Here is a 23130-nt window from a genome sequence, read left to right on the forward strand (position 1 = left end):
AAAGGCTCGGTACATGGAAAAGTAATAACCATGGATGGATCCCATTACTTACACCATACCCAATTCAAAGAAATTGCTGAAAACGTTCATTGGTTACACTTTCTTTCGCAGGCCTCTTTTAGGCTAACCCAATAAACAGATGTAAGAACAGGAGAAGATGCGAATGGTACACCAAGCGGAAATGAAAACGAGGAATCGAACGAGGACCAGTAAAGCACGAAACATGATTCTTAAAGTCATCGGAGCAATAATGATAGCTATCGTGCTTTTTCTAGGCATTGTTTATATCGTTAATATTTTATGCAATCAATCGGAATCAAAAAGATTAGAGCCCTACGGCCAGCACGTAGCAGTAGACGGAAAAAATATGAATGTTCTGATCCAAGGAACAGGCGAAGAAACCGTCGTACTCCTATCTGGTCTTGCAACAGCGGCACCCGCACTGGATTTTAAGCCGCTAATCGAAGAGCTATCACCTTTCTACAAAGTCGTCGTTGTTGAGCCTTTTGGTTATGGATTAAGTGATGTAACCGAAAAGGAACGGACCACAGAGAATATTGTCAGTGAAATTCATGATGCCTTACAAGGTCTTAACTTTGAACGTTATATTCTCATGGGGCACTCCATTTCAGGCGTTTACGGACTCGATTATGTAAATAAATACGAAAACGAGGTTATTGCATTTGTCGGGCTCGATAGCAGTGTTCCGACGCTTACGGAGAAGATTGAATCCTCCCAACTAAAAATGGTTAAATGGCTCAAAAAATCAGGTCTCTCCAGATTGGTTATGAAATTGGGTACGGACCCATTGGCTGCACTGCCCTATGATGATGGAACGAAAGAACAAATGAGAATTCTTATGCACAAAAACATGTTTAATCCTAACATAATAAATGAAGTTGAACGTATGCATTCTAACTTTAAAGCAGCTGAAAGCGTCTCATTCCCCACAAATCTTCCTATTATTTTCTTTATCCAAGCGAATCATCCTGTAACGGATCGATGGGTACCCGAGCATGAAGCGCAAGTTAAAAATTCGGTGCATGGGAAAGTGATGCTGTTCGAGGCAGATCATTACATCCATCGTACCAAAGCCAAAGAAATCGTAGAGAACTTTAGAGAATTTATGGAAGGAATAAAATAGGTAATGAGCCACTGGACATGACCCATACCAAAACTCCGCAGGATCTGGTGGATCCAGCGAAAATGGCCGGGATCTATTCGTCACTGTATGAGGGACAACTTCCAAAAGAAAATTATAACATCATTGCCACGAGAGGCATCTACTCCACAGCGGAAGATCTCGCCAAATTCTCGCAAATCTTCACGGGACAAGGCCATGGGATTCTGTCATAGAAATCGGTAGAAGCGATGACACAAGAAGAGTACAAAAGAGGCATCTGGCCAGAGGATAGCGATTCGTCTCTCTCTTACGGGTTAGGATGGGATAGTGTGAACTTATTTCCATTCAACGAATACGGCATCCAGGCCGTAACGAAAGGTGGAGACACCATACTGTATCATTCATCATTAGTCGTGCTCCCGGAATACAACATGGCTGCAGCAGTTACTTCTTCAGGCGGTTCAAGCGCAACAGATCAATTCATTGCGAGTGAACTGTTGCTTAGCGCCCTTGAGGAAAAGGATATCATTAAGGAACGGAAGCCGGAGAAATCGTTTGGTGTGCCTGTAAAAGCAACTATACCGAAGGAAATATCCCAGTATGCAGGTATTTACGGTGGTAATAATGTGGTCATGAAGGTAGAAATGAATCCTACCTGACAAATGTCTTTATCCACGCTCACAGCTCCAAATAGTCCTGCTCAACAATACACGTATACGGCTGATGGTACTTTTGTAAACGATGAAGGTACTGAAAAGGTGAAATTCGTTGTGGAGAAAAAACGGGCGTACCTACTTGTGGTCCCGATCCTATATATCGGATCCCTGGCATGGCTGGTCGTGACACGATGGAAATCCATTTATTCACAAAGGACGGAATCGAGTATCTTACAGCAGTGGGTAGTATATACGCTAGTGAAGAACTTGTAAAACCACTCTATGCCGGTAAAGGTTCTTCGGCTACGATCGAAGCGGACGGCTATGCCAAATGGTAATCCGTTCCCGCAGCTGCCAGTGGGAAGGTCATGACCGTTCAAATGCCTTCAAATGGCGCCTTTGCTGTCTACGACCAAGCGGGTATTGCATCAACCACACCGTGGTTAGCGGTAAGAATCAGGTCGTGTTACCAGAGAACGGCAGCATTGTATTTGCAGGTGAGGTCGGTTCCAAATTTGAAATTTCATTGAATAAGTAAAATTAATGGATTTCCGAACGGCTGCACAACATCCTTAACAGGAGAGATGAAATTATGAAAGAAGTAAAAGGAGTACGGCCAACCATTTAACGAAAATTTACGCTCAGGATGGATCCATAGTTAAAAAGCCGGATTTTCCTACTTTAAGGAATCCGGCTTTTGTTTGATAAATGAGTTACGATTTATGAATCTCTTTCGTAGTATTATTCAACGCTTTTGAAGCCCCATCAACTCGTTATTTCTTCGATGGTGTTACCGTTTTGTATTCAATAACTTGTAATACTTTTGGTTCAATAGCTTTTAACATTTGTTCATTTGAAAGGTTGTTGTTAGGAACTTCGCCATTAGCTTCAGCTTGGATTTGCAAATCAACCTGTGTTTTTGCAATGACATCCACAACTTGTTGCTTCGAGATATTTTTAGATGCTGCAATCTCCACCACAGATTTACCTTTTGCTAATTCTTGTTTTAATTCGGTTGGACTCATATTAAGTAAAGAAAAGAGTTTATCATCATTTAAATAGGCATCTGCAAAATAATCAGGCTTACCATTAGTAGAGAAGAAACCTTCTACTTTACTGTTTGAAGATGAGGTCACACCTCCAATCCGTGAAACACTGATTGAATTGCCCTGAACGAATACCTGGTAGAAGGGAGTTGTTGACCCCTTTTGGGAGTAGTTTAGCATCAACGTTTTCTGATCCGGGTTCTCCATTTGCTCCATAGCAAATTCATACTCTTCGATATTGCCATACATTTTATTTATGAGAAGATCAACCTTCGACTTGATGTCCTGGTCGGTTAAAGCAGTGAGTGGCTTCTCCTTAGGCTCCCAATTCTCTTGAATCACGTGTTCAACCTCACCTGTCGTACTGTTTGTATGAAGGGTAATTTTTTTGCCGATTCCCCCTTTTTCCTGGAGGATGATGCTGGTTTGAACACCTTGAACGTTGCTTGCCTCGATAATCTCAAACGATTTTGTTTCAGGGAATGCGCGATACAGCTTCTCAAGTGTTGCTTTGCCAACCTCATCCGTCTTGACTTGTTCAGCCGTCATCGGTGTTCTGGTCAGCATTTCAATCAGAGTAGGGGCAGCAAATGCTGCGGTTGGAATCAAAATGGCAGTTGTAACGATTCCAGCAATTAGTCGTTTTTTCATAGGTTTCTCGCTCCTTTTTTGTTGCAAATATTGTGAATAGGATCGTGCTATTCGGTTGGAAATTGCCGGTGGGCAATCCATCGTTTCTGCTTCTTTGTGCAGATGTTCACGGATATTGCGTTCAATAGTCATTGATCTCTTCCATCCTTTCTGGGGGGAGACTCCATATGTTTTTTCGAAGCGCCCGGATGCCTGCATGATATCTGGACTTGACTGTACCCACTGGAATTTCGAGCAATGTCGCGATTTCCTCCAGCGTATAGTCGTGAAAAAATCGGAGGATCATCACCGTTCGCTGTTTATCAGTCAATTTTTGCATTGCCTGCGATATCATTTGGTTCGTGCCGTCCATCAACACAGAAGGTTGATCCCAGTGCGACTCTTCCCGAGAGAAGGAACGGATGCGTTCAAATATTCGGAATCTCCGCCAGCGCTTGACCCGAAATCTCTGCACTTGACGGATGACCAAGCCGTGCAGCCAGAAATGGAAAGGTCGATTCGTATCATAATTGGCAAGTGACGTCCACATTTGCATATAAATCTCATTCATGACATCTTCCCGATCCTGCTGATGATCCACCAGAAAGGAGACGGTTCGGTAGACGTCCTGATAGGTGGCATCATACATCGTATGAAACGCTTGTTGATCACCGTCTTTCATTTGCTTGAGTAATTCGTACATATATTCACTTTGCATTCAGAGGGCCCTCCTGGGTAAGCAGCTTACACACTATATTGTCTCTATATCAAAAAAAAGTTCGGGTTTTTTATTTATTTTTTTCGAGAACGAGTAGGTGAATCCAGCTACCTAACTATTATACAGTCCGTTTACATTCGACTATTTAGCTAGGTGTCAATGTCACAAAAGTCTTGTTCGGTATTGTTATATACATTGAAAAAAGAAACCACAAGGAGAAATGACCTATGAACAAAAGTATGAAAATAACAGTTGCTGCGCTAAGCGGCGTATTGATGCTGGGCGCCATGAATATTGCCGCGGAGGGAGCACCAGGGAAACCTGCAAGCACGGCAGCCGCTGTGAGCAAAGTGGCACAATTGGAAAAGGAGGAAATAGCCAAAATTAGTAAATTGCTTAAGGAGAATCCGGATGACTCTTATATGGTATACGTAAGCAATGAACAGACCAATAGAAAAGGTCTGGAGACGTTCGCTATGGGGAACATTCATCCAGAGTACACTACCTATGATGATTATTGGAAGAAAGCCTCTACTTTAAAAGAACCGGTACTGAAAGAGCCGAATAAACTGCCAGAGAATTATCGCTTTGTATCGGGGGAAATACTCGGTCCATACAGCAGTGAATATCATAATGAATTGAAGGCAGAAGCTAAAAAGCTGAAAAAGCAGGTCCATTCCAAAAAAGTGAATTGGACGAAATCAAGCATGATTTCATTACAATATAAGAACGGAACCGATTATGTTACATTTCAAAGCACACGGCTTGATCCGAAAGAAAAGAAGCAGAAAGGGTATACCTATACAACCGCTGAGGAAGTGAAAAAGAAGCATCCCAAGCTTGGTAAGGAATTTATAACCAACACGCTTTCCTGGATCGAAAATGGCAAGTCATTCAGCATCTCAACCAATCCGGGTAATCCGTTGACAGAAGTAGACCTGATTAAAATGGCTAAAACGGCGGTCAAAAAGTGAAAAAATAACCATATTAAGTTTTAAATTGATATAGAAGACAAATATAAAAGGTTTTGAGTGAAATAGGGTGCAAGTAGGAAATAAAATCCTTCCTACTTGCACCTTTTTGTAATATTATAGAAATGTTCATATAAAGTAAGCGTTTACTTTGGAGGTTGCGCATTTGAAAAGGAGTGGTGAATTCAAAATTAATACGTGTATTTCAATACTGAATAATATGGAGGGAACTGATGAAGAAAACCATTTATATGAAGATCGTTTGTCTACTGTTGAGTTTGGTTGTAGGGATGACTTTTGCATTTGTGGCAGTTCAACCTGCAAGCGCACAGGCGAAGACGAAACAAGAGAGCGGGAATGTTGAAAGCAGCGATACTGGCGCAATAATAACCTTTCCTGACAACAAGAATGACACACCACCAAGCGTTACAGATGTCGTGTATGACAAGGACGGCAATATAATGCCCAATGGACAATCGGATGATGAAGCGGCTCGCCTCCTTGCAGAGGCAACATTCAGCGGGACGAATCTTGCCCTGAATGCTCCAGCTTTTTCATCGGGTAATGAAGTGGATTATTTGACGCCTGACTTGGCGGTTGACGGCAAGGGCAATACAAGATGGTCCTCGGCTATAGAAGACGATCAGTGGTTCTATGTTGATCTGGGCGAGAAGAAATCGTTCGACCGAGTGGTCATTCGCTGGCAAACTCCAGCCGATACATACAAGATTCTTGTGTCGGATGACGCTCAGACCTGGGTCAATGTCAAGGACAATGACGGAATTATCGAATGCAAGGGAGGCGTGGAAACCGTCGATTTCCCTTCGCTTGAGGCTCGTTACGTGAAATTCCAGGGCGTTAAGCGAGCGCCTGTCGAAGGAACGCTGTACGGCTATTCCTTTTATGAATTTGAAGTGTATCAGTTGAATGATTTGCAATCTGTGATCGATAGGGTTGCTGATGTTCTGAACGTGCAAGCCGGACAAACCAAGCTGGATTGGTCTGCAGCAGAGGTGCCGGATGGATACAGCGTGAGTGTATTTGGAAGCGACAGGCTCCCTGTCATTGACCTTGAAGGAAATATCCGTACCCCGCTTGTAGACGCCAAGGTGAATCTGATCATCCAAGTGGAGGATCTGAACCAACCGGATCGGAAACTGCTGTCGGACAATATGACTGTCATCGTTCCGGGCTTGCATGAGCAAACACCGGATCGCAATGCCGAGCCGGATGTCATCCCTTCGCTGCGTGAGTGGTATGGAGACTCAGGCAATTACACATTAACCGAATCCTCGCGCATAGTGGTGGACCCGAAGGATGAGTCGGTATTGCGCAAGGCAGCGGAGATCACGCGCGATGATCTGTTGGATCTCACAGGATATGAGCTGGAAGTGACAGCAGGGCAGCCGCAATCCGGCGATCTCTACTTAGCTATTGATCCGTCCTTGTCCTGGCTTGGGGATGAAGGGAACGTGTTCAAGGTGAGTGAGTACGTTTCAATTACCTCGTCTTCGGCGACAGGGGCCTTCTTCGGCACGAGAACGGCGCTCCAAATCATCAAGCAGAACGAGGATCGCACGATTCCGCGCGGGGAAGCGAGGGATTACCCGAAGTATGAGAAGCGGGGACTTATGATCGACGTTGCCCGCAAATATTTTACGATCGATTTCCTGCGGGACTATGTAAAGCAGTTGTCTTGGTACAAAATGAATATGTTTCAAATCCACTTGAACGATGATGTAGGGACTCCGTTCGCGGATGGAACGACGGCAGCATATCGCTTGGAGAGCACCATGTATCCCGGACTTGCAAGCGGGAACGGGCACTACACGAAGCAAGAATTCAAGGAGCTGCAATTGTTGGCTATGGATTATGGCATCAACGTGGTTCCAGAAATTGATACGCCTGGACATTCCCGCGCATTCACTTCCTATAATCCGGCACTCGGGGATGAGCGGGGATTGGATATTTCCAAGCCCGAAACGGTGGAATTTGTCAAAAGCTTGTTCAATGAATACTTGGATGGAAGCGATCCGACCTTTGTCGGGCCTGAAGTGCACATCGGCACGGATGAATACTGGGGACCGGATATCGAGCGATTCCGTTGGTACATGGACACCCTTGTGAAGCATATCAATAGCAAGGGCAAGCATCCGATCATGTGGGGAGGCTTGACCATGTACAACGGGACCACACCGATCAGTAATGATGCGACGATGGGAATCTGGTATGAACCGTATGGTGCACCGCAGCAGGCCGTGGATCTCGGTTATGACGTCATCAACTCCCAAAATGTCTTTTTGTATATCGTGCCTACGCTCTATGGGAATTACTTGAACTCGCAATTCCTATATAACGAGTGGGAGCCGAACAAATGGGAGAACACAACGCTGCCGCTTGGCCATCCGCGCGTGAAGGGCGGCATGTTCTCGATGTGGAACGACGTGTCCGATGCGAACAGCGTATCCATGGACGATGCGCATATCCGTTTAATGCCTGGAATCCAGGTGGTCGCAGAGAAGATGTGGACCGGGACGAGAGACGACAAGTCCTTCTCCCAATTTGAACAGCGGACGAAGATTCTTGGCGATGCGCCGAATGCTGACCGTTCTCACAAAATTACAGTGAACAATCAAGATCATCTGGTCATGAAATATTTGTTCGAGCAAGGCTTCAAAGATGATTCAGGCAACGGCTTTGACGGAAAAGGCGTCAATGTCGATATAACGGACGGCAAGTACCAGCAGGGTGTTCGCTTCAATGGAGGAAAGAGTTATATCGAAACGCCGGTGGATGCGATTGGGTTCGGGTGGACCGCTTCCATGTGGATTAAGCCCGACAAGAACAATCCCGATGATGCCGTATTGATGGAATCGCCTGCAGGAACTTTGAAGCTGAAGCAAGGCAAGACTGGAAAGCTCGGATTTACCAAGGAGCATTATGACAGTACCTTTAACTATGTTGTCCCGGAAGATAAGTGGACGCATATTTTGCTGAAGGGCGATGACAAAGGCGTATCGCTGTTCGTCAATCTTGACGAATATGTGGAACGGCTGGAAATGCAATATCCAAAAATGCACACGCTCGTCCTGCCTACGCTGCGAATCGGCAGCGAGACGAACGCGTTTAAGGGTGTACTGGATAATGTTGTCATCCACAACAAAGCGATCGAGCTGTTGAGCACGGAAAATCTTGCGCTTCACAAGTCGGCGGAGTCCTCGGAAACGGAATTTCCGTATTATTCTCCTGATATGGCCGTGGATGGCAATGAATCCACCCGCTGGTCCAGTGCGTACGTGGATGATGCCTGGTTCCTTGTGGATCTGGGAGAGAAAAAGGAAATAAATAAAGTCACTATAAAGTGGCAGGGCGCTTACGCGGAGAAGTATCAGATTCTGGTGTCGGATGACAAGACGAACTGGGAGAATATTTCCGGCGAAGGCGGCGTCATAGAGTCTAAGGGAACACTGGACATTCTGGAGTTCGACACGAAGCAAGCCCGATATGTGAAGTTCCAAGGCGTGAAGAGGGCAACCGTCTTCGGCAACTCGTTCTTTGAGTTTGAGGTGTATTCACCGGGGAACATCCCTGAATATAAGGAGCTGATTGCCAAGATGGAGTTCCTTCTCACGAAGGTGAACGAAAACGCAAAGCTGCATCAATTACTGCTTCAGGTATTAAATCGCTATCCATACGACGCGAATCGTCCGATTGATCCTATGAAGACATTAATCAAGCAGATTGGGGAGTAATAGCGAAATTAAAAAAACTCGTATCCTTCACGGATACGGTTTTTTTTAATCATGGAGGGATCTCTAAGAAGAGGTTGGATTGAACGTTAATGGTTAATATCGCACTTGTTCATAATGAAGGAGATTTGATTCTCCAATCGGTTGAGTTGTTCCTGTGTTTCTTGGTCTTTAGCACCCTGTTCCCGCAGAGCGGCAAGTTCTTGCTTTAGCTGGTGGAGATCGTCGCTGGCTTTCGCGCAGTTATAGTCGCTTTCCAAATTGTCGATCATCATGGTTCCTCCTTGATTGTATGATGTGGTTCTTCACTAGTATGGAGGATACTTCCAAAGTTATTCACGGCCTCGGTTAAACGAGCTTTTTTCGAATCGCCCCTGATATCAAATCAATCAAGGTAATCATGACGATAATCCCCAGCAAAATAATGCCGACGCGGTCCCAATTCCGTGAGCTCAGCGCGAATATAAGCGGTGTCCCGATTCCGCCTGCGCCGATAATGCCGAGGATGGTGGCGGATCGGAGGTTGATTTCAAAGCGGTAGAGGATATACGACAGAAACCCGGGCAGTACCTGAGGCACAACGGCGAACCGGACAATTTGCAGCCTAGTCGCACCAGCAGTGATCAGCGCTTCGGTCGGGCCCGTATCGATCTGCTCCACCTCTTCGGAGAACAGTTTGCCGAGCATGCCTACTGAATGCAGACCGAGTGCCAGCACGCCTGCAAAAGAGCCGGGGCCCACCGCCTTGATGAACAATAGCGCCATTACGATTTCAGGAAAGACGCGGATGAGGCTGAGCAGCACTTTGCCTGATCCGGAGGCGAATATGGACCCGGTCATGTTGGCAGCGGCCCAGAAAGCGAATGGGATGCAGATGCCAGCCGAGATGATCGTCCCTAGAATGGAAATCGCCAACGTATCCAGCAAACCGCGCAGCAAATCCTCTCCGTCTGGTAAATAGACAAAATCCCAATCGGGTGAAAACAGACCGGAGAATATAGCTTTTGTCACCTGACCTGCCGTTTCTTTAATGCCAGAGTACGGGATCCCCGAGAAAGCCCAGACATAAACGATCGCCAGCACGACGTAGATAAGCCAGCGGAGACGGCTTTTTTTCGGTTGGGGAACGATGTCGTTCCATGATTTGCTCATAACAATTTCTCCCGCAGTTTTGTACTAAGATAGTCGATCATCAGGACGACAATCAGGGTGAAAATGATGATCATGCATGTCTTGTCGTACTCAAAAAATCCGAGTGTCACTTCATAATAATGACCGATCCCGCCAGCTCCCACCAGACCGAGCACGGCAGCGGCACGAACATTGATTTCGAAGGTGTACAGCGTATAAGAAGCGAAATGTGCCCGAATCTGCGGGACTGCACCGTATACGATCAACTGCACGAGATTTGCCCCGGCAGCGGTCATCGCTTCCAGCGGGCCAGGGTCTATCGCTTCCAGTGCTTCATAGGTGAGCTTAGCAATCAGTCCCAGTGAAAAGACGGATAGGGCAAAAATCCCTGGTAACGGGCCTAGCCCCAATATCGCGACAAAAAAAGCGGCAAGCAAAAGGTCTGGAATGGTCCGGATCAAGTTCAGCAGGAAGCGAACAGGATAGGTGATCCACCGGCTTTTGACCAAATTGCCTGCACACAGCAGCGCAACCGGAACCGCCAGGATGGCGCCGAGCGTCGTCCCGATCAGCGCCATGCGTATCGTCTCCAGCATCGCCTCCCAAATGTTGTCGAGATAGCTCCATTTCGGCGGGAACATTTCCCGCAGCAGGTCAAGCATGTTCGGCAGTCCTTCCACAAGCTCCTTGAAGGTAGCGTCCGTCTGCAGCGCACTACCCCAGACGAGAAGCAGTAATAAAGCCGCTGTCATGTAATGCTTCAGTTTACCCGGCGGTTTCGGGCGAGGAGGGGGAGCCTGAGCTGATTGCTTGAATGGCGCCGTTTCCAGTTCCATCTTCATACAGCCGTTTCCTCCAATAGCTCATCCTTGCCGAATGGCCGCCCGTATATTTCCGTAAACTGTTCGTCCGTCGCTTCCGATACCGGTCCATCAAAGACAACCTCCCCGGCGCGTAATCCGATAATCCGTGTAGCATACTGCCGGGCCAGATCGATCGAATGCAGATTCACGATCGTCGTAATTTCGGATTCCGTGTTAATCCGTTTGAGATCATCCATGACCTGCTTCGTGGTCAAAGGATCGAGGGAAGCAACCGGCTCGTCCGCCAGTATGATCTTGGCCTCCTGCGCGAGCACTCGGGCAATCGCGACCCGCTGCTGCTGTCCGCCGGACAGCTCATCGGCACGGGCATACGCCTTCTGGACAATGCCTACCCGGTCCAGCGCCTGAAAGGCCAGATCCACATCGGCCTTCGGAAATCGGCCAAGCAGGGTGAGCAGGGTGGAGTGGTATCCGACGCGTCCGGCGAGCACATTGCGGAGTACGGAAGAGCGCTTCACAAGATTGAAGCTCTGAAAAATCATGCCGATATCCCTTCGGATGCGGCGCAGTTCTTTGCCCTTGGCCGCTGTAATCGATTTACCGTCGATCACGATTTCGCCTTCGGTAATGTCGTGAAGCCGGTTCATCGACCGCAGCAGGGTCGACTTCCCGGCGCCGGACAGCCCGACGATCGCCACGAATTCGCCGCGGCCGATCGTCAGATTGATATGGTTCAGTCCTTTGGTTCCATTAGCGTAATTTTTCGAAACATTGCGAATTTCAATCATGGCACCCAGTCCCTTATCCTTTACTCAGTCTTTACCTTTTCGCCGTATTCACGGACAATCTCAAATTGAGTGTCATCCGATTTTACATATCCTTCATGGGTGTAAATTTCGGAAATGATTTTGTGGCCTTCTTCGTCCTGGCCGATCTCGATAAATGCATTCTGCAGCTTCTGGGTCCATTCTGCGCTCATATCGGAGCGCACGCTGATTGTATCGTTTGGAATTTTCTCCGTATAGGTCAGTACGCGCGTATCTTCAAACACGGTTGGATAATCGGTCTTAACGACATTGCGGGCATCCTGGAAGATGGCTGCTGCATCGACATCGCCGTTCAACACAGCAAGGACAGCTTGGTCATGACCTTTAACCGTAATCGGCTCGACGTCCTTCAACGGGTCGATTCCGTTATCCATCAGAACTGCGGCCGGCCATACATAACCGGCAGAGGAAGACACGTTTTGGTAGGCGATTTTTTTGCCCTTCAGGTCGGCAACGGATTGGATGGCGGAATCCTTTTTCACGATCATCATCGCCTTGTAGAAATCCACAAGTGCATCCGTAGGCTCCCCAGTTTCATCCTTTACGCCAAAGCGCTGGGCCTGCAGAATAACCTCGGCAGCGCCTTTCTCCTTGGCAAGAACATACGCGGTTGGCGGCAGGAAGCCGACGTCTACTTTTTTGGAAGCCATCGCTTCTACAATCGTGTTATAGTCAGTTGATACGCTGACCTGAACGGGGATCCCGATTTTGTCGGACAGCAGCTTTTCAAGCGGCTTGGCTTTGGCTTCAAGCGTGTCGGCATTCTGGGAAGGAACAAATTGGACGGTCAGTTTTTCAGGGACATACCCGGTTGATTCTGTAGCCGTGCTGCTGCCTGTGCTTGTGCCTTGCGAGTTCTCCTGGCCTGCGTTCGCCGCGGCTTTGCCGCCGGTGTCGGTATTACCGCCGCATCCGCTGATGACAGCGAAGGACAATAACAGGGGCATCGTGAATTTCATCCATTTTTTCAAAGCAATGACCTCCATTTTATAAGTTAAATGATATGTCTTACCTGCTTCACTATACGGAGGGAGTGTTAATGGCCTGTCAATGAAATGATAACTTTTTGTAAAGACATGGAATTTTAATATAAAACTGCATTTCGGTTGATAGAATGGCTTGAAGACGATACGAACAGGAGAGATGGTATGAATTCGACGAATAAAATGACGATTGCCGTGCTGGCTACCAGCGACATACACGGGCATCTGTTCCCAACGGATTACCGGACTCAAGACGAACGGAATCTAGGGCTCGGCAAGCTGGCGTCCCTGATCCGTGAAGAGCGGCATATACATCCGGACCTGCTTCTGATCGATAACGGAGATTTGATTCAAGGCTCTCCGCTGGCTTCCTATGCAGTAAAAAGAGGAACCGATATCCACCCTATGATTAGTGCGCTGAATGAAATGGGTTATGATGCAGTCGTTCCGGGTAACCATGAGTTTAATTATGGTATGGAGACGCTCGGACAAGCAGTGCGGGATTCCCGGTTTCCTTGGCTCTCTGCTGGTATCCGGTTGCAGGATAGCAGGGAGCCCGCCCTCGGAAAGCCCTATCTAATCAAGCACATCGGTGGCATCCGGGTGGCGGTGTTGGGTGTGACGACGCACTACATTCCATGCTGGGAGAATCCGTCCCATATTCAGGCTCTCGAATTCCATGATGCCTTGGAAACCGTGAAGGAATGGGTGCCGCGCATCCGTGTGGAGGAGCAGCCTGATGTGATGATCGTGGCGTACCACGGCGGATTTGAGCGCGATATAGAAACCGGAGAACCAGCGGAAAACATCACCGGGGAAAACCAGGCTTACGCCATGTGTGCTGAGGTGGATGGCATTGATGTGCTCATCACCGGACATCAGCATCGGCTGCTGGCCGGGCAGGTGCATGGAGTAACGGTGGTCCAACCCGGCTTCAACGGACAGGCCATTGGCAAGCTCAGCTTGGATCTGATCAGGGAGCAGGATCGCTGGATTATCGCGGAGAAGCGGGCCGAGTTATTGCGACCGGAGACAGGGACGACGGCCGACACGGTGTTGCTCGCTTCCAGCCGGGATATAGAAGACCGGACCCAGGCATGGCTCGACGAGCCGATCGGACGGGTAGAGGGTGATATGAGCATGAACGATTCATTCGCCTGTCGGCTAGAGGAACATCCCTTTATTGAGTTCATCCATCGCGTGCAAATGGAATATGCGGGAGTCAATGTATCCTGCGCGGCATTGCTAAGTGAAGATTCCAAGGGCTTTGGAGAGATTATTACAAGGCGGGATATCCTTACGAATTTCATGTATCCGAATACGCTGGTCGTTCTGCGTCTGACCGGGCGCGACATTCGGGATGCGCTGGAACAGACAGCCTGTTATTTTACGGTCGGCCCAAAAGGGACCCCTGCCGTGAACCCGGCATATGTGAAGCCGAAAGCGCAGCACTATAATTACGACATGTGGGAAGGCATTGAATATACAATAAACCTTGCAGAGCCCCCAGGATCTAGGGTCAGCAGGCTGAAATATAACGGCGCCGACTTGCCGGGCGAGATGGAGCTGGATGTGGTCATGAACAGCTACCGGGCAAGGGGCGGAGGGGATTACAGCATGTTTCAGGGGAAAGAAGTGATTCGGGAGATTCTGATCGACAGCGCGGAGTTAGTGGAACGGTATATCTCGAAGCGCGGAAACATTGCGTCTGCATGTAATCACAATTGGGAAATCGTCATAGCGAGGAATTAGCTTGGTGGACAATTGTTATATGTAAAGAGAGGCTTTAAATCTATCAACATGTTTAACGGAACTGTCCTTACCATCACGGCTTGCGTACTAATTTATTGAGCCCTCTTGAGGGGGGATTGCGGATGCGAAGGGGTCCAAGTTCACGATCTACGCCGGACTGTCCATCCAAGCCGGAACATTACTGCTCCTAACTTGGTTCAACGGTTCGATCTATGGTGTTATTCCATTAATCATGATATGGATGGCCGCCACATGGGCGACATCCCCGGCACAGCAGTTGTATTTAGTTACCTTGGTGGCACAGTCGCCGGATATAGCCTTAAGTGTCAACACTTCGTTTATCCAATTTGGCTTTGCCCTCGGCTCAGGAATCGGGGGATTGGTGATCAGCAGCTCCTCCATTGGCAACCTGGGCTGGTCCGGGTTGGTCATGGTTTTGATAGCGCTCTTGCTAGCAGTCCGATTGTTTGCTTACGATAAAGTCGCTGAACATGCAATGAGGCTATAGGGGATGGAATCATTATGGAGGCGGATCAGATTTTGCAAAGCAGCTAGAAAGAGGATGAAAAAATATAACTATGACAATCCTTGTCACTATTAGCAGATATGATTGAGCTAAGGATGATCATCTTACATTCTTTTTCATAGTGGTGGGAAGAGAAGTAACGATTTTCATCAAATATTGAATGATAAGAAGGGATGAACCAATCATGTATATAACCGTTTCAGATTTTATTACAGAATGGAAGAGAGAAGCAGAATTAACGCAAAAGGTGTTAGACAGTTTGACGGATGAATCATTACGGCAGCAAGTCTATCCTGAAGGCAGGACTCTGGGGAGAATTGCATGGCATTTCGTAACGAATACCCCTGAATACTTGACTGAATTCGGGCTTGTTCTCGATCAGGTAGAAGATTCTGATGAAGTACCCTCCGCGAACGAAATCGCCGAGACCTTTAGAAAAATAAGTTCTGAAGTAGCAATAGCTCTTGAAGCACAATGGACGAATGATACTCTAAAACAAATTCAGAATGCCTTTGGACGTGAGGAATCAAATGCTACTATCTTTATGGGATTGATAAAGCACATTGCTCATCATAGAGGACAGGTTACTGTTCTTATGCGTCAGGCGGGGTTAAATATTCCTGCGGTATATGGACCTTCAAAAGAAGGGTGGATACAAATGGGAGTAGAAAATCCGCCACTTTAAACATGAATAAAGCTCGGGGAACAAAAACATACACGCATTCAAAGTCGCGAACAATCGCGGCTTTTTTGTTTTGACGATGTAAGTTCATGAACAAATTTCATCCCCGCATTGCAGTTTTTATAGTACAATGGAATTTGTGGGTTTTCTTATAGATTAGTATCGTGATTTTAGTGGAAGAGGAGTTTTTGAGCAAGTGAAAAAGTTATATTCAACATGGTTCGGAAGTTATTGGAGTCCTTATCTGGTTATGGCTCTGGCCGGCATTCTCAGCGCGGTCTACTTCGGAATCACCCATACGGTATGGGCTGTAACCGGTGAATTCACCCGTCTCGGAGGGCATATTCTGGAATTCATCGGGGTGGATATATCGGATTGGGCGTATTTCGACCTCGTCCATATGGACGGAACGACATGGACGCGGACCGACGGCTGGATCGTATGGGGCATGTTTATCGGAGCCCTGATTACGATTCTGCTGAGCAGCAATTTCAAGATCCGAATGCCGAGACAGAAACGGCGGTACGTTCAGGGATTTGTCGGCGGAATCATCGCGGGCTTCGGAGCCCGGCTGGCTCTGGGCTGCAATCTCGCAGCCTTTTTTACTGGCGTGCCTCAATTCTCCCTTCATTCCTGGATCTTCATCGTTGCTACTGGCGCAGGCACATTCTTGGGTGCTCGGCTGGTGAACACAAGGTGGTGGAAAGGGAAGCCCGTTCTGAAAATGGGCGGTACCGTGCCGTCCGTTAAATCGGGTAAGAACAGGCAACCTTTACTGGGGGCAGTGCTAGGTCTTGCGTACATCGCGCTGATCGTATACTTTTATGTAACTGGCCGCACGATGTTAGGGACAGCCGCCCTTTTCGGAGCGGCATTCGGCATCCTGATTGAGCGGGGGCAGATTTGCTTTACTTCGGCTTTCCGCGATCTGTGGATCAGCGGCCGAGCCACGATGACAAAAGCGATTGCTGTCGGCATGGCAGTCAGCTCCGTCGCTACGCTGATCGTGATTCTTGTATACGGTCTGGACCCGATTACAAAAATTGCCGCGCCCAGCACCTTTATCGGTGGATTGCTCTTCGGCCTGGGTATTGTTATGGCCGGTGGTTGCGAAACCGGCATGATGTACCGGCTGATGGAGGGACAAGTTGTCTTTTTACCCGTGTTTATCGGTAACATTATAGGTGCAACCGCTTTGGCATATGCATGGGATCATATGGGGGTATTTAACCTTCTCGTGAAGAGCGGCTCGCCTATCAATCTGATCACCGTCATGGGTCCGGCTGCTGCATTGATTGTTACGCTGCTCGTACTCGGTGGCGGATTTGCTATCGCCGCATACTGGCAAAAAAACTACCGCTTCGGCGTAGGATTCAAGAAAGGGGATGCAACCCATGTCCGTTGATTTCACACTGGACCTCCGGGGGGAATCTTGTCCATACCCGGTCATCTACACACTCGAAACGCTCCGTGATATGAAAAAAGGACAAACGCTTCAGGTCATTTCGGACTGTCCGTCCGCATTTCGCAACGTGCCGGAGGAAGTCGTAAAACACGGCTACACCATGGCACAGGAGCCAGTCAAAAACGGCCAGGAATTCAGCTTGTTTATCCAGGCGTAATGCTATTATCATAATTGCGTAAAAAGCCTCCCTTCCGACAGGGGGGCTTTTTATGTGAGCTGTTCTGCGGCAACTGAAAGCAACATGGAATGTTATCCTTGATTGGTGGTTTGCTCGGAAAGTGGCTTTATAATGGGAAAAAAGGATGTGATCCATATGATTCATATGAATTTGAAGAAATTGCGAAAAAAACACCGATTTACCCAAGAAGAAGTTGCCGAGAAGATCGGCGTGTCAAGACAAGCTGTTGCGAAGTGGGAAAATGGAGAGACTGTACCGGATATTCAGCATTGTACAGCTCTCGCGGATCTGTATGGCGTAGTACTGGATGATCTGGTCCATTACTCCGATAAGCATTCAGAAATCGGCCTGCGGCCCAAGGGAAAACATATTTTTGGAATGGTACGGGTTGGGGAACGAGGACAGATCGTGATTCCCAAAAAAGCCAGAGATATATTCGATATACGCCCCGGTGATCGTCTGGTGGTTCTAGGTGATGAGGAGCAGAAGGGAATTGCCATTATGAAAAGCGATGGCTTGCTGCAGTTTGCAGAGGATATATTAAATGCGCAGACATTCGAGGAGGAAGATGAGTGATTGCCATACAAACGATGAATTTAACTAAAAGTTACAAGACCAAAACCGCGGTTGATTCACTAAACCTTCAGATCGAGCATGGGGAACTGTTTGCTCTGCTTGGCGTGAATGGTGCAGGAAAAACAACGACGATTAAGATGCTAACCTGTCTCAGTAAGCCAAGTAGCGGCGACGCGGCACTGTTAGGAGACAGTATCGTTGCCAATCCATATGCAGTGAAAGAAAAAATTAATGTGTCTCCTCAGGAAACGGCTGTTGCTCGGAATTTGTCCGTGAAAGAGAATCTTGAGTTTATTGCTAAAGTTTATGGATTTGAGTGTCCATCTATTGCCGTTAAGGTGGAGGAAATGCTGGATACTTTTAGTCTTCGAGAGGTAGCTCAAGATAAAGCAAAAACGTTATCGGGAGGCATGCAAAGACGACTTAGTATTGCGATGGCCCTCATTTCGAACCCTGCGATCCTTTTCCTGGATGAACCCACACTGGGACTGGATGTCATCGCAAGAAGGCAGCTTTGGACAGCTATTAAAAAGCTCAAAGGAAAAATCACCATCATTCTGACAACTCACCATATGGAGGAGGCAGAAGCGCTTTCGGATCGAATCGGGATTATGGCGAAAGGGAGATTAAAGGCAGTTGGAACTGCTGCCGAATTAACAGAAAAGACAAACACTCCAACACTTGAGGATGCTTTTGTATCTTTAGCTGCATTAGAGGAGGCAACAGGATGAGAGCTACAGCATTTGCCACACGAAACCACAAAGAAATGGTTAGAGATCCTCTGAATTTGGCCTTTGGCATCGGCTTCCCATTGGTTATACTGTTGCTGCTATCTGCCCTGCAACAGAACATTGAAACTGAACTCTTTGTCATTGATCAGCTTGTTCCGGGCGTTGCCGTGTTCGGGTTCTCCTTCATTTCACTTTTCTCTGGGATGCTTATAGCCAAAGATCGGAGCTCCTCATTTTTAATGAGATTGTATACGGGTCCGCTAACTGCACCGGATTATATCGTGGGATATACATTACCTTTAGTTCCGATGGCGTTTCTCCAGGTTGCCATAACCTTTGTTGCGGCTTCCTTCTTGGGATTACAAGTAACTTTGAATGTTCTGCTCTCCGTTATTGTGCTCCTTCCAACAGCTGTTTTGTTCATAGGAATCGGGTTGCTGGCAGGCAGTATATTTAATGATAAGCAGGTAAGTGGTATATGTGGTGCGTTATTGACGAATCTTAGCGCATGGCTTAGCGGCACTTGGTTTGATCTGAATCTTGTCGGCGGTTGGTTTAAAGAGATTGCGTATGTTCTCCCCTTCGCCCATGCGGTTGACGCGGGAAGAGCGGCGATTTCAGGAGATTACGCTTCGATCTTACCTCACCTGTGGTGGGTGATTGGATATACCGTGGTTATCATGGTTGTCGCCATTTTCGCGTTTAGGAAGAAAATGAGTGGAGACAACGATTAGTGAATGGACTCATGAAGAGGGGACGATTATATGTTACAACCAGAACAATTATTGGATCTCTTGACAAGCTGCGAGCTGGAAAGTGTGAAAAGCTCTCCAAGTTAATTGAATGACTTGGAGAGCCACTTTATTGGAGAAGATTACATTGAATCAGAACTTGATTTTAAGCGTGTCACCATCAAGATAGACACCCTCGGAACGCATAATCGGCAGCTTCTGCTCCGCCGAAAAGCCAATGGTTTCCCCGTCTCTTAGTGTGACGTTCTGTTCAACGATATATAAAGAAATATCCATCAGGAATTCACGGAGCTCGGCAGGTGTCACCTGGCTGTCCAGCACTTCGATCTCGTCTTTACCAAAGGCTCTGAGCCCATATGTATATCCATTGACTCCGGTTTCCGTACGAACTAGCCCGAAGTATACCAGATTTAACAGTGGAAAAAGATCGTCGGATTTCATAGTTTCAGCCATTTCCACAAAGAGCTCAGGCTGAAATACCGTGCCGGATGAATAGAGGCCGACGGCATTAGGCAGCTTCAAACAGCTCGCCGCCAGCTTGGTGTACACCCTGCCGCTATCAAGCGGGGAGGCAGCACGCGAAAACACCGCCAGAATAAGCTGGCTGACATGGGTTTTGGTTACCTCCACAGCCTCTGGCCACAGGTAGTTGCCTTGCGCGTAATGCTCAGCCTCGCCATCCGGTACCGGAGCGTCAACGAAGCTGACCGCGATCATGCAGCCGTCTGCCTCAAAGACCAGAATTTCTTCTTTTTCCTCGCCGGAGCTGCCATCCTCCGGAGAAGAGGAAATATTCCAATCGCGCAGAAGATTTGCTTTGATCTGTTCCAGGTCGCATTCCGGGGAGTTCAATAGAACGAAGCCATTAAATATCCCGGATGATTCATTGGAACCCAGCGCGTTATCCTCTGAAGTTTCCCCTGCCTCATATAGTGCCGCCTGCTTCATCCAATACTCACGAATCATGTTAACCATGGCTACAGCTTCCTGTTCCGCGGTGGAAGGATGATAGGGCTGCATCTCACTAAATACATGTCCACAATGCTCGGTGTCTGACGGACTTTCATAACCGCCACAGACGCCGACCAGCCATTTGCCAAACAGGGTCTTCTTATATTTGAAAATATAATAATGCATGTCGTGGAAATCAAATTCTCCTGCTAATTCGATTTTGCTGGGTTTATGGCCGAGCTCTTGTTCATTGGCCAGCCATTCGATCATGGAATCCTTAGCTGCTTGTTGTTGAACTGTCATTGTGTTCCTCTCCTTATATATTTGCGATTGTGCAACTGTTATATTCTACCAACCTTTATTGTGTTGGGCAATACTAGAAAAACGTAAATGATTGGCCGATGTGGGAACGTTTTTTGACTGAGGTGTTCTCAAAAATAGGTAGGATTGATCCATAACCATATTGAATATTTTCACATACATACGGAGGAGGATTGGAGGTGGGTAGGTGGAACTTCTAAGGGTTTCATATGAGTAGAAATTAATACTAGAGGAATAATCCCCACTTGACAGGTGGTATTAATTGGTTTAATCTAGCCACAGGCATTACGCTTCAGTCATCATTAAATGATCATTCATTATCTTAGTATTGAACGATAAGGTCAGCCGATTGGTCCACCAAAGGCTCCTTTTTACTCGTTTTGTCGTTAATACGACAAAGGGTAGATGGGGGTCTTTCTGTATTTTCGAGAGTTAGCAGTGGCAGATAAGGACCGGCATACGGAGGTCATGACCCGAGAGAGGAGCGACATGGAAGAGAAGGATTGGGATTTATTGGAGGAGGCCGATTGGCATTTTCGCAAAGTGGTTCGCAGGTTTGTCAAAGAGCGTGACAAAATTTCGGTAGAAGGCATCTCACTGCCAGGTTTGTTGATACTCAACACGATATTCCGGGATGGTGAACAGAGGCTTGGTGAACTGGCGGAACAGCTCGATTTCACATCCGGAGCCGTAACGGCGATATGCGACAAGCTGGAGACTTCCGGGTTCGCGATCAGAAGGCGAAGCAAAACAGACCGGAGAGCGATTGCCTTAGACATTACGGAAGCAGGAAGAGAGATGCTGCGGCGTAACGAAAATGTTGGCGGGTACATGATTGAGCTTATCTTCGGCGCATTCTCGCATGATGAACTGAGAGAACAGATTCATTATTTTAAACGGCTGAATGAACATCTTGAAGGTTTCTCCGATTCCGTGCTTCGACAGTCTGCATTATCCGCCAAACCCAATGAAGAAAATGTTCAAGATAATCGCGGTTCCATGAAACGTTCAAGCTCATTTATTTCTTACTAAAATTCAAATGTGAAAGGAAGTTGTGTACGATGGGACATCCGACGATTTATCCAACAGGTACAACGGTATATAACCCTGAGAAGACTTGGAGCGGTTATACGATATATCAAGCAGCGGATACAGGAGCTCTCCTCATAGACATGAATGGAAGAGAGGTTCACTTGTGGAAAGGGCTTCGAGGATTTCCCAACAAGCTGTTTCCGGGTGGTTACGTGCTTGGCAGCACATCAGAGCGCGATCCGAAATACGGGTTTCAGGATGAGACCAATCTGGTGCAGGTTGACTGGGACGGCAATATCGTCTGGAAATTTGACCGTTATGAATACATAGAGGATCCGGGGCATCCGCCGCAGTGGATGGCACGCCAGCATCATGACTATCAGCGTGAGGGCAATCCCGTCGGTTATTATGTTCCGGGGCAAGATCCGAAGGTGGATTCGGGCAATACGCTCATTCTGGCCCACAAGAATGTGAAGCGTCCCGAGATATCCGACATCGAGCTGTTGGATGACACGATTATCGAAGTGGATTGGGAAGGAAATGTGGTGTGGGAATGGGCTGTTAGCGATCACTTTGATGAACTCGGATTTGATGAGGATGCGAAGCTCGCATTATCCCGTGATCCGAATACTCGCGGTTTTGGAGCTCATGCGGGGGATTGGATGCACATTAATTCGGCATCGGTGCTCGGGCCCAACAGATTTTATGATGCAGGGGACGATCGCTTCCACCCCGATAATATTATCTGGGATGCTAGGGAAACGAATATTATTGCCATCATTGATAAAAAAACCGGGGACATCGTCTGGAAGCTTGGGCCCGATTATTCCACGGAGGAAACGAAGCATATCGGCTGGATTATCGGCCAGCATCATGCTCATCTCATTCCGAAGGGCCTGCCGGGCGAAGGCAACATTCTGATCTTTGATAACGGTGGCTGGGGCGGTTACGGAAAGCCGAATCCGGAAGCGGGGGATGGTTTGAAAATAGCTCGGCGTGACCATTCCCGCATTTTGGAGATCAACCCCGTTACTTTAGAGATTGAATGGCAATATACGCCGACGGAAGCCGGATTCCAGGCGCCGCTTGACTCTTACCGTTTTTACAGCCCATATATCAGTTCGGCTCAGCGGCTTACCAATGGCAACACCTTGATCACCGAAGGGGCGGATGGGCGAATATTCGAAGTGACACGAGAATTCGAGCTGGTGTGGGAATATATCTCACCTTATAAAAACAGCCGCAACTCCAACATGGTCTATCGCGCATACCGGGTTCCTTATGAATGGGTGCCCCAGCTTGAATTGCCCATTGAGACAGAGATTGCACCGCTGGATGTTGCTGATTACCGTCTGCCGGGGGCTGCGCCGAGAGGTGCCGTTACGAGCGTGGAAGTTGAAGGTACAATCTCATATGGTGAGGGTGCGCTTTGCGTAGCTAGAACGGATGAAGTTGTGCACAAAGAGAGGGATCACGATGAGTAGAACCCCATCTCTGAAGCTATGG

General features: G+C 47.6%; 21 protein-coding genes and 1 pseudogene. 14 read left to right on the forward strand and 8 right to left on the reverse strand.

Annotated features, from left to right (window positions below; translation table 11 throughout):
* Positions 1-163 precede the first annotated feature (163 nt).
* Complete coding sequence (locus ACOZB4_RS01170; protein WP_379405224.1) at positions 164-1144, forward strand: alpha/beta fold hydrolase; 981 nt, start codon at positions 164-166, stop codon at positions 1142-1144.
* Positions 1135-2317: pseudogene (locus ACOZB4_RS01175) on the forward strand (serine hydrolase); the annotation flags it as partial. The gene ACOZB4_RS01170 and the pseudogene ACOZB4_RS01175, both read left to right, overlap by 10 nt.
* A gap of 235 nt (positions 2318-2552) precedes the next feature.
* Here the strand turns inward: ACOZB4_RS01175 and ACOZB4_RS01180 are convergent.
* Positions 2553-3608, reverse strand: a complete 1056-nt coding sequence (locus ACOZB4_RS01180; RefSeq protein WP_379405226.1) for a hypothetical protein — start codon at positions 3606-3608, stop codon at positions 2553-2555.
* Positions 3598-4173, reverse strand: a complete 576-nt coding sequence (locus ACOZB4_RS01185) for a sigma-70 family RNA polymerase sigma factor (protein ID WP_379405228.1) — start codon at positions 4171-4173, stop codon at positions 3598-3600. The genes ACOZB4_RS01180 and ACOZB4_RS01185 overlap by 11 nt, the downstream gene beginning before the upstream one ends.
* Before the next feature lie 227 nt (positions 4174-4400).
* Here ACOZB4_RS01185 and ACOZB4_RS01190 point away from each other — a divergent pair, with 227 nt between their 5' ends.
* Entirely contained in the window at positions 4401-5147 is a 747-nt protein-coding gene (locus ACOZB4_RS01190) for a hypothetical protein (protein WP_379405230.1), read from the forward strand.
* 230 nt (positions 5148-5377) lie between these two features.
* Positions 5378-8896 (forward strand): discoidin domain-containing protein, encoded by a 3519-nt coding sequence (locus ACOZB4_RS01195; RefSeq protein ID WP_379405232.1) that lies wholly within the window; start codon positions 5378-5380, stop codon positions 8894-8896.
* 86 nt (positions 8897-8982) lie between these two features.
* Here ACOZB4_RS01195 and ACOZB4_RS01200 read toward each other — a convergent pair whose 3' ends face one another.
* The 5 genes from ACOZB4_RS01200 to ACOZB4_RS01220 all read right to left on the reverse strand — a co-directional run bounded on the left by ACOZB4_RS01200 (position 8983) and on the right by ACOZB4_RS01220 (position 12646).
* Positions 8983-9165 carry a DUF2524 domain-containing protein gene (locus ACOZB4_RS01200; RefSeq protein ID WP_379405620.1) on the reverse strand — a complete coding sequence of 61 codons (183 nt, stop codon included), beginning with the start codon at positions 9163-9165 and terminating at the stop codon, positions 8983-8985.
* A gap of 76 nt (positions 9166-9241) precedes the next feature.
* The gene (phnE, locus tag ACOZB4_RS01205) at positions 9242-10045 is read right to left on the reverse strand and encodes a phosphonate ABC transporter, permease protein PhnE (protein ID WP_379405234.1); all 804 of its coding nucleotides are present in this window, start codon (positions 10043-10045) and stop codon (positions 9242-9244) included.
* Positions 10042-10866 (reverse strand): phosphonate ABC transporter, permease protein PhnE, encoded by an 825-nt coding sequence (gene phnE / locus ACOZB4_RS01210; RefSeq protein ID WP_379405236.1) that lies wholly within the window; start codon positions 10864-10866, stop codon positions 10042-10044. Before phnE (ACOZB4_RS01210) ends, phnE (ACOZB4_RS01205) begins: the two co-directional genes overlap by 4 nt.
* A complete protein-coding gene (phnC, locus tag ACOZB4_RS01215; RefSeq protein WP_379405239.1) occupies positions 10863-11636 on the reverse strand; it encodes a phosphonate ABC transporter ATP-binding protein in 774 nt (257 codons plus the stop codon). The genes phnE (ACOZB4_RS01210) and phnC overlap by 4 nt, the downstream gene beginning before the upstream one ends.
* 20 nt (positions 11637-11656) lie before the next feature.
* Complete coding sequence (locus ACOZB4_RS01220; protein WP_339273197.1) at positions 11657-12646, reverse strand: phosphate/phosphite/phosphonate ABC transporter substrate-binding protein; 990 nt, start codon at positions 12644-12646, stop codon at positions 11657-11659.
* Positions 12647-12823: 177 nt separating this feature from the next.
* Here ACOZB4_RS01220 and ACOZB4_RS01225 point away from each other — a divergent pair, with 177 nt between their 5' ends.
* From ACOZB4_RS01225 to ACOZB4_RS01260, 8 genes are all read left to right on the forward strand, one after another.
* A complete protein-coding gene (locus ACOZB4_RS01225) occupies positions 12824-14410 on the forward strand; it encodes a bifunctional metallophosphatase/5'-nucleotidase (RefSeq protein ID WP_379405241.1) in 1587 nt (528 codons plus the stop codon).
* A 232-nt stretch (positions 14411-14642) separates the two neighbouring features.
* Positions 14643-14918 carry a hypothetical protein gene (locus tag ACOZB4_RS01230; RefSeq protein WP_379405243.1) on the forward strand — a complete coding sequence of 92 codons (276 nt, stop codon included), beginning with the start codon at positions 14643-14645 and terminating at the stop codon, positions 14916-14918.
* Between the two features lie 202 nt (positions 14919-15120).
* The gene (locus ACOZB4_RS01235) at positions 15121-15621 is read left to right on the forward strand and encodes a DinB family protein (protein WP_379405245.1); all 501 of its coding nucleotides are present in this window, start codon (positions 15121-15123) and stop codon (positions 15619-15621) included.
* Positions 15622-15868: 247 nt separating this feature from the next.
* Entirely contained in the window at positions 15869-17023 is a 1155-nt protein-coding gene (yedE, locus tag ACOZB4_RS01240; RefSeq protein WP_379405622.1) for a selenium metabolism membrane protein YedE/FdhT, read from the forward strand.
* A complete protein-coding gene (yedF, locus tag ACOZB4_RS01245; protein ID WP_015735163.1) occupies positions 17013-17240 on the forward strand; it encodes a sulfurtransferase-like selenium metabolism protein YedF in 228 nt (75 codons plus the stop codon). The genes yedE and yedF overlap by 11 nt, the downstream gene beginning before the upstream one ends.
* 156 nt (positions 17241-17396) lie before the next feature.
* Complete coding sequence (locus tag ACOZB4_RS01250) at positions 17397-17837, forward strand: helix-turn-helix domain-containing protein (protein ID WP_422759450.1); 441 nt, start codon at positions 17397-17399, stop codon at positions 17835-17837.
* Positions 17837-18568, forward strand: a complete 732-nt coding sequence (locus ACOZB4_RS01255; protein ID WP_379405624.1) for an ABC transporter ATP-binding protein — start codon at positions 17837-17839, stop codon at positions 18566-18568. Before ACOZB4_RS01250 ends, ACOZB4_RS01255 begins: the two co-directional genes overlap by 1 nt.
* The gene (locus ACOZB4_RS01260) at positions 18565-19302 is read left to right on the forward strand and encodes an ABC transporter permease (protein ID WP_379405249.1); all 738 of its coding nucleotides are present in this window, start codon (positions 18565-18567) and stop codon (positions 19300-19302) included. The genes ACOZB4_RS01255 and ACOZB4_RS01260 overlap by 4 nt, the downstream gene beginning before the upstream one ends.
* Before the next feature lie 150 nt (positions 19303-19452).
* On the opposite strand, the gene ACOZB4_RS01265 is transcribed toward ACOZB4_RS01260, so the two are convergent.
* Positions 19453-20574 (reverse strand): DUF4261 domain-containing protein, encoded by a 1122-nt coding sequence (locus ACOZB4_RS01265; protein ID WP_379405251.1) that lies wholly within the window; start codon positions 20572-20574, stop codon positions 19453-19455.
* Positions 20575-21081: 507 nt separating this feature from the next.
* On the opposite strand from ACOZB4_RS01265, the gene ACOZB4_RS01270 reads away from it, so the two are divergent.
* Together ACOZB4_RS01270 and ACOZB4_RS01275 are read left to right on the forward strand one after the other, a co-directional pair.
* Complete coding sequence (locus ACOZB4_RS01270; protein WP_379405626.1) at positions 21082-21624, forward strand: MarR family winged helix-turn-helix transcriptional regulator; 543 nt, start codon at positions 21082-21084, stop codon at positions 21622-21624.
* Positions 21625-21653: 29 nt separating this feature from the next.
* Complete coding sequence (locus ACOZB4_RS01275; RefSeq protein WP_379405253.1) at positions 21654-23108, forward strand: aryl-sulfate sulfotransferase; 1455 nt, start codon at positions 21654-21656, stop codon at positions 23106-23108.
* Positions 23109-23130: the final 22 nt, after the last annotated feature.

The organism is Paenibacillus sp. NPDC058898, from assembly GCF_049316025.1.
GTDB lineage: Bacteria > Bacillota > Bacilli > Paenibacillales > Paenibacillaceae > Paenibacillus_AQ.

What these genes read in the sequence shown, in the direction of transcription:
- ACOZB4_RS01170 (WP_379405224.1), top strand. Translation starts at nt 164, where the DNA reads ATGGTACACCAAGCGGAAATGAAAACGAGGAATCGAACGAGGACCAGT.
- ACOZB4_RS01180 (WP_379405226.1), bottom strand. Translation starts at nt 3,608, where the DNA reads ATGACTATTGAACGCAATATCCGTGAACATCTGCACAAAGAAGCAGAA.
- ACOZB4_RS01185 (WP_379405228.1), bottom strand. Translation starts at nt 4,173, where the DNA reads ATGCAAAGTGAATATATGTACGAATTACTCAAGCAAATGAAAGACGGT.
- ACOZB4_RS01190 (WP_379405230.1), top strand. Translation starts at nt 4,401, where the DNA reads ATGAACAAAAGTATGAAAATAACAGTTGCTGCGCTAAGCGGCGTATTG.
- ACOZB4_RS01195 (WP_379405232.1), top strand. Translation starts at nt 5,378, where the DNA reads ATGAAGAAAACCATTTATATGAAGATCGTTTGTCTACTGTTGAGTTTG.
- ACOZB4_RS01200 (WP_379405620.1), bottom strand. Translation starts at nt 9,165, where the DNA reads ATGATCGACAATTTGGAAAGCGACTATAACTGCGCGAAAGCCAGCGAC.
- phnE (WP_379405234.1), bottom strand. Translation starts at nt 10,045, where the DNA reads ATGAGCAAATCATGGAACGACATCGTTCCCCAACCGAAAAAAAGCCGT.
- phnE (WP_379405236.1), bottom strand. Translation starts at nt 10,866, where the DNA reads ATGAAGATGGAACTGGAAACGGCGCCATTCAAGCAATCAGCTCAGGCT.
- phnC (WP_379405239.1), bottom strand. Translation starts at nt 11,636, where the DNA reads ATGATTGAAATTCGCAATGTTTCGAAAAATTACGCTAATGGAACCAAA.
- ACOZB4_RS01225 (WP_379405241.1), top strand. Translation starts at nt 12,824, where the DNA reads ATGAATTCGACGAATAAAATGACGATTGCCGTGCTGGCTACCAGCGAC.
- ACOZB4_RS01230 (WP_379405243.1), top strand. Translation starts at nt 14,643, where the DNA reads ATGATATGGATGGCCGCCACATGGGCGACATCCCCGGCACAGCAGTTG.
- ACOZB4_RS01235 (WP_379405245.1), top strand. Translation starts at nt 15,121, where the DNA reads ATGTATATAACCGTTTCAGATTTTATTACAGAATGGAAGAGAGAAGCA.
- yedE (WP_379405622.1), top strand. Translation starts at nt 15,869, where the DNA reads ATGGCTCTGGCCGGCATTCTCAGCGCGGTCTACTTCGGAATCACCCAT.
- yedF (WP_015735163.1), top strand. Translation starts at nt 17,013, where the DNA reads ATGTCCGTTGATTTCACACTGGACCTCCGGGGGGAATCTTGTCCATAC.
- ACOZB4_RS01250 (WP_422759450.1), top strand. Translation starts at nt 17,397, where the DNA reads ATGATTCATATGAATTTGAAGAAATTGCGAAAAAAACACCGATTTACC.
- ACOZB4_RS01260 (WP_379405249.1), top strand. Translation starts at nt 18,565, where the DNA reads ATGAGAGCTACAGCATTTGCCACACGAAACCACAAAGAAATGGTTAGA.
- ACOZB4_RS01265 (WP_379405251.1), bottom strand. Translation starts at nt 20,574, where the DNA reads ATGACAGTTCAACAACAAGCAGCTAAGGATTCCATGATCGAATGGCTG.
- ACOZB4_RS01270 (WP_379405626.1), top strand. Translation starts at nt 21,082, where the DNA reads ATGGAAGAGAAGGATTGGGATTTATTGGAGGAGGCCGATTGGCATTTT.
- ACOZB4_RS01275 (WP_379405253.1), top strand. Translation starts at nt 21,654, where the DNA reads ATGGGACATCCGACGATTTATCCAACAGGTACAACGGTATATAACCCT.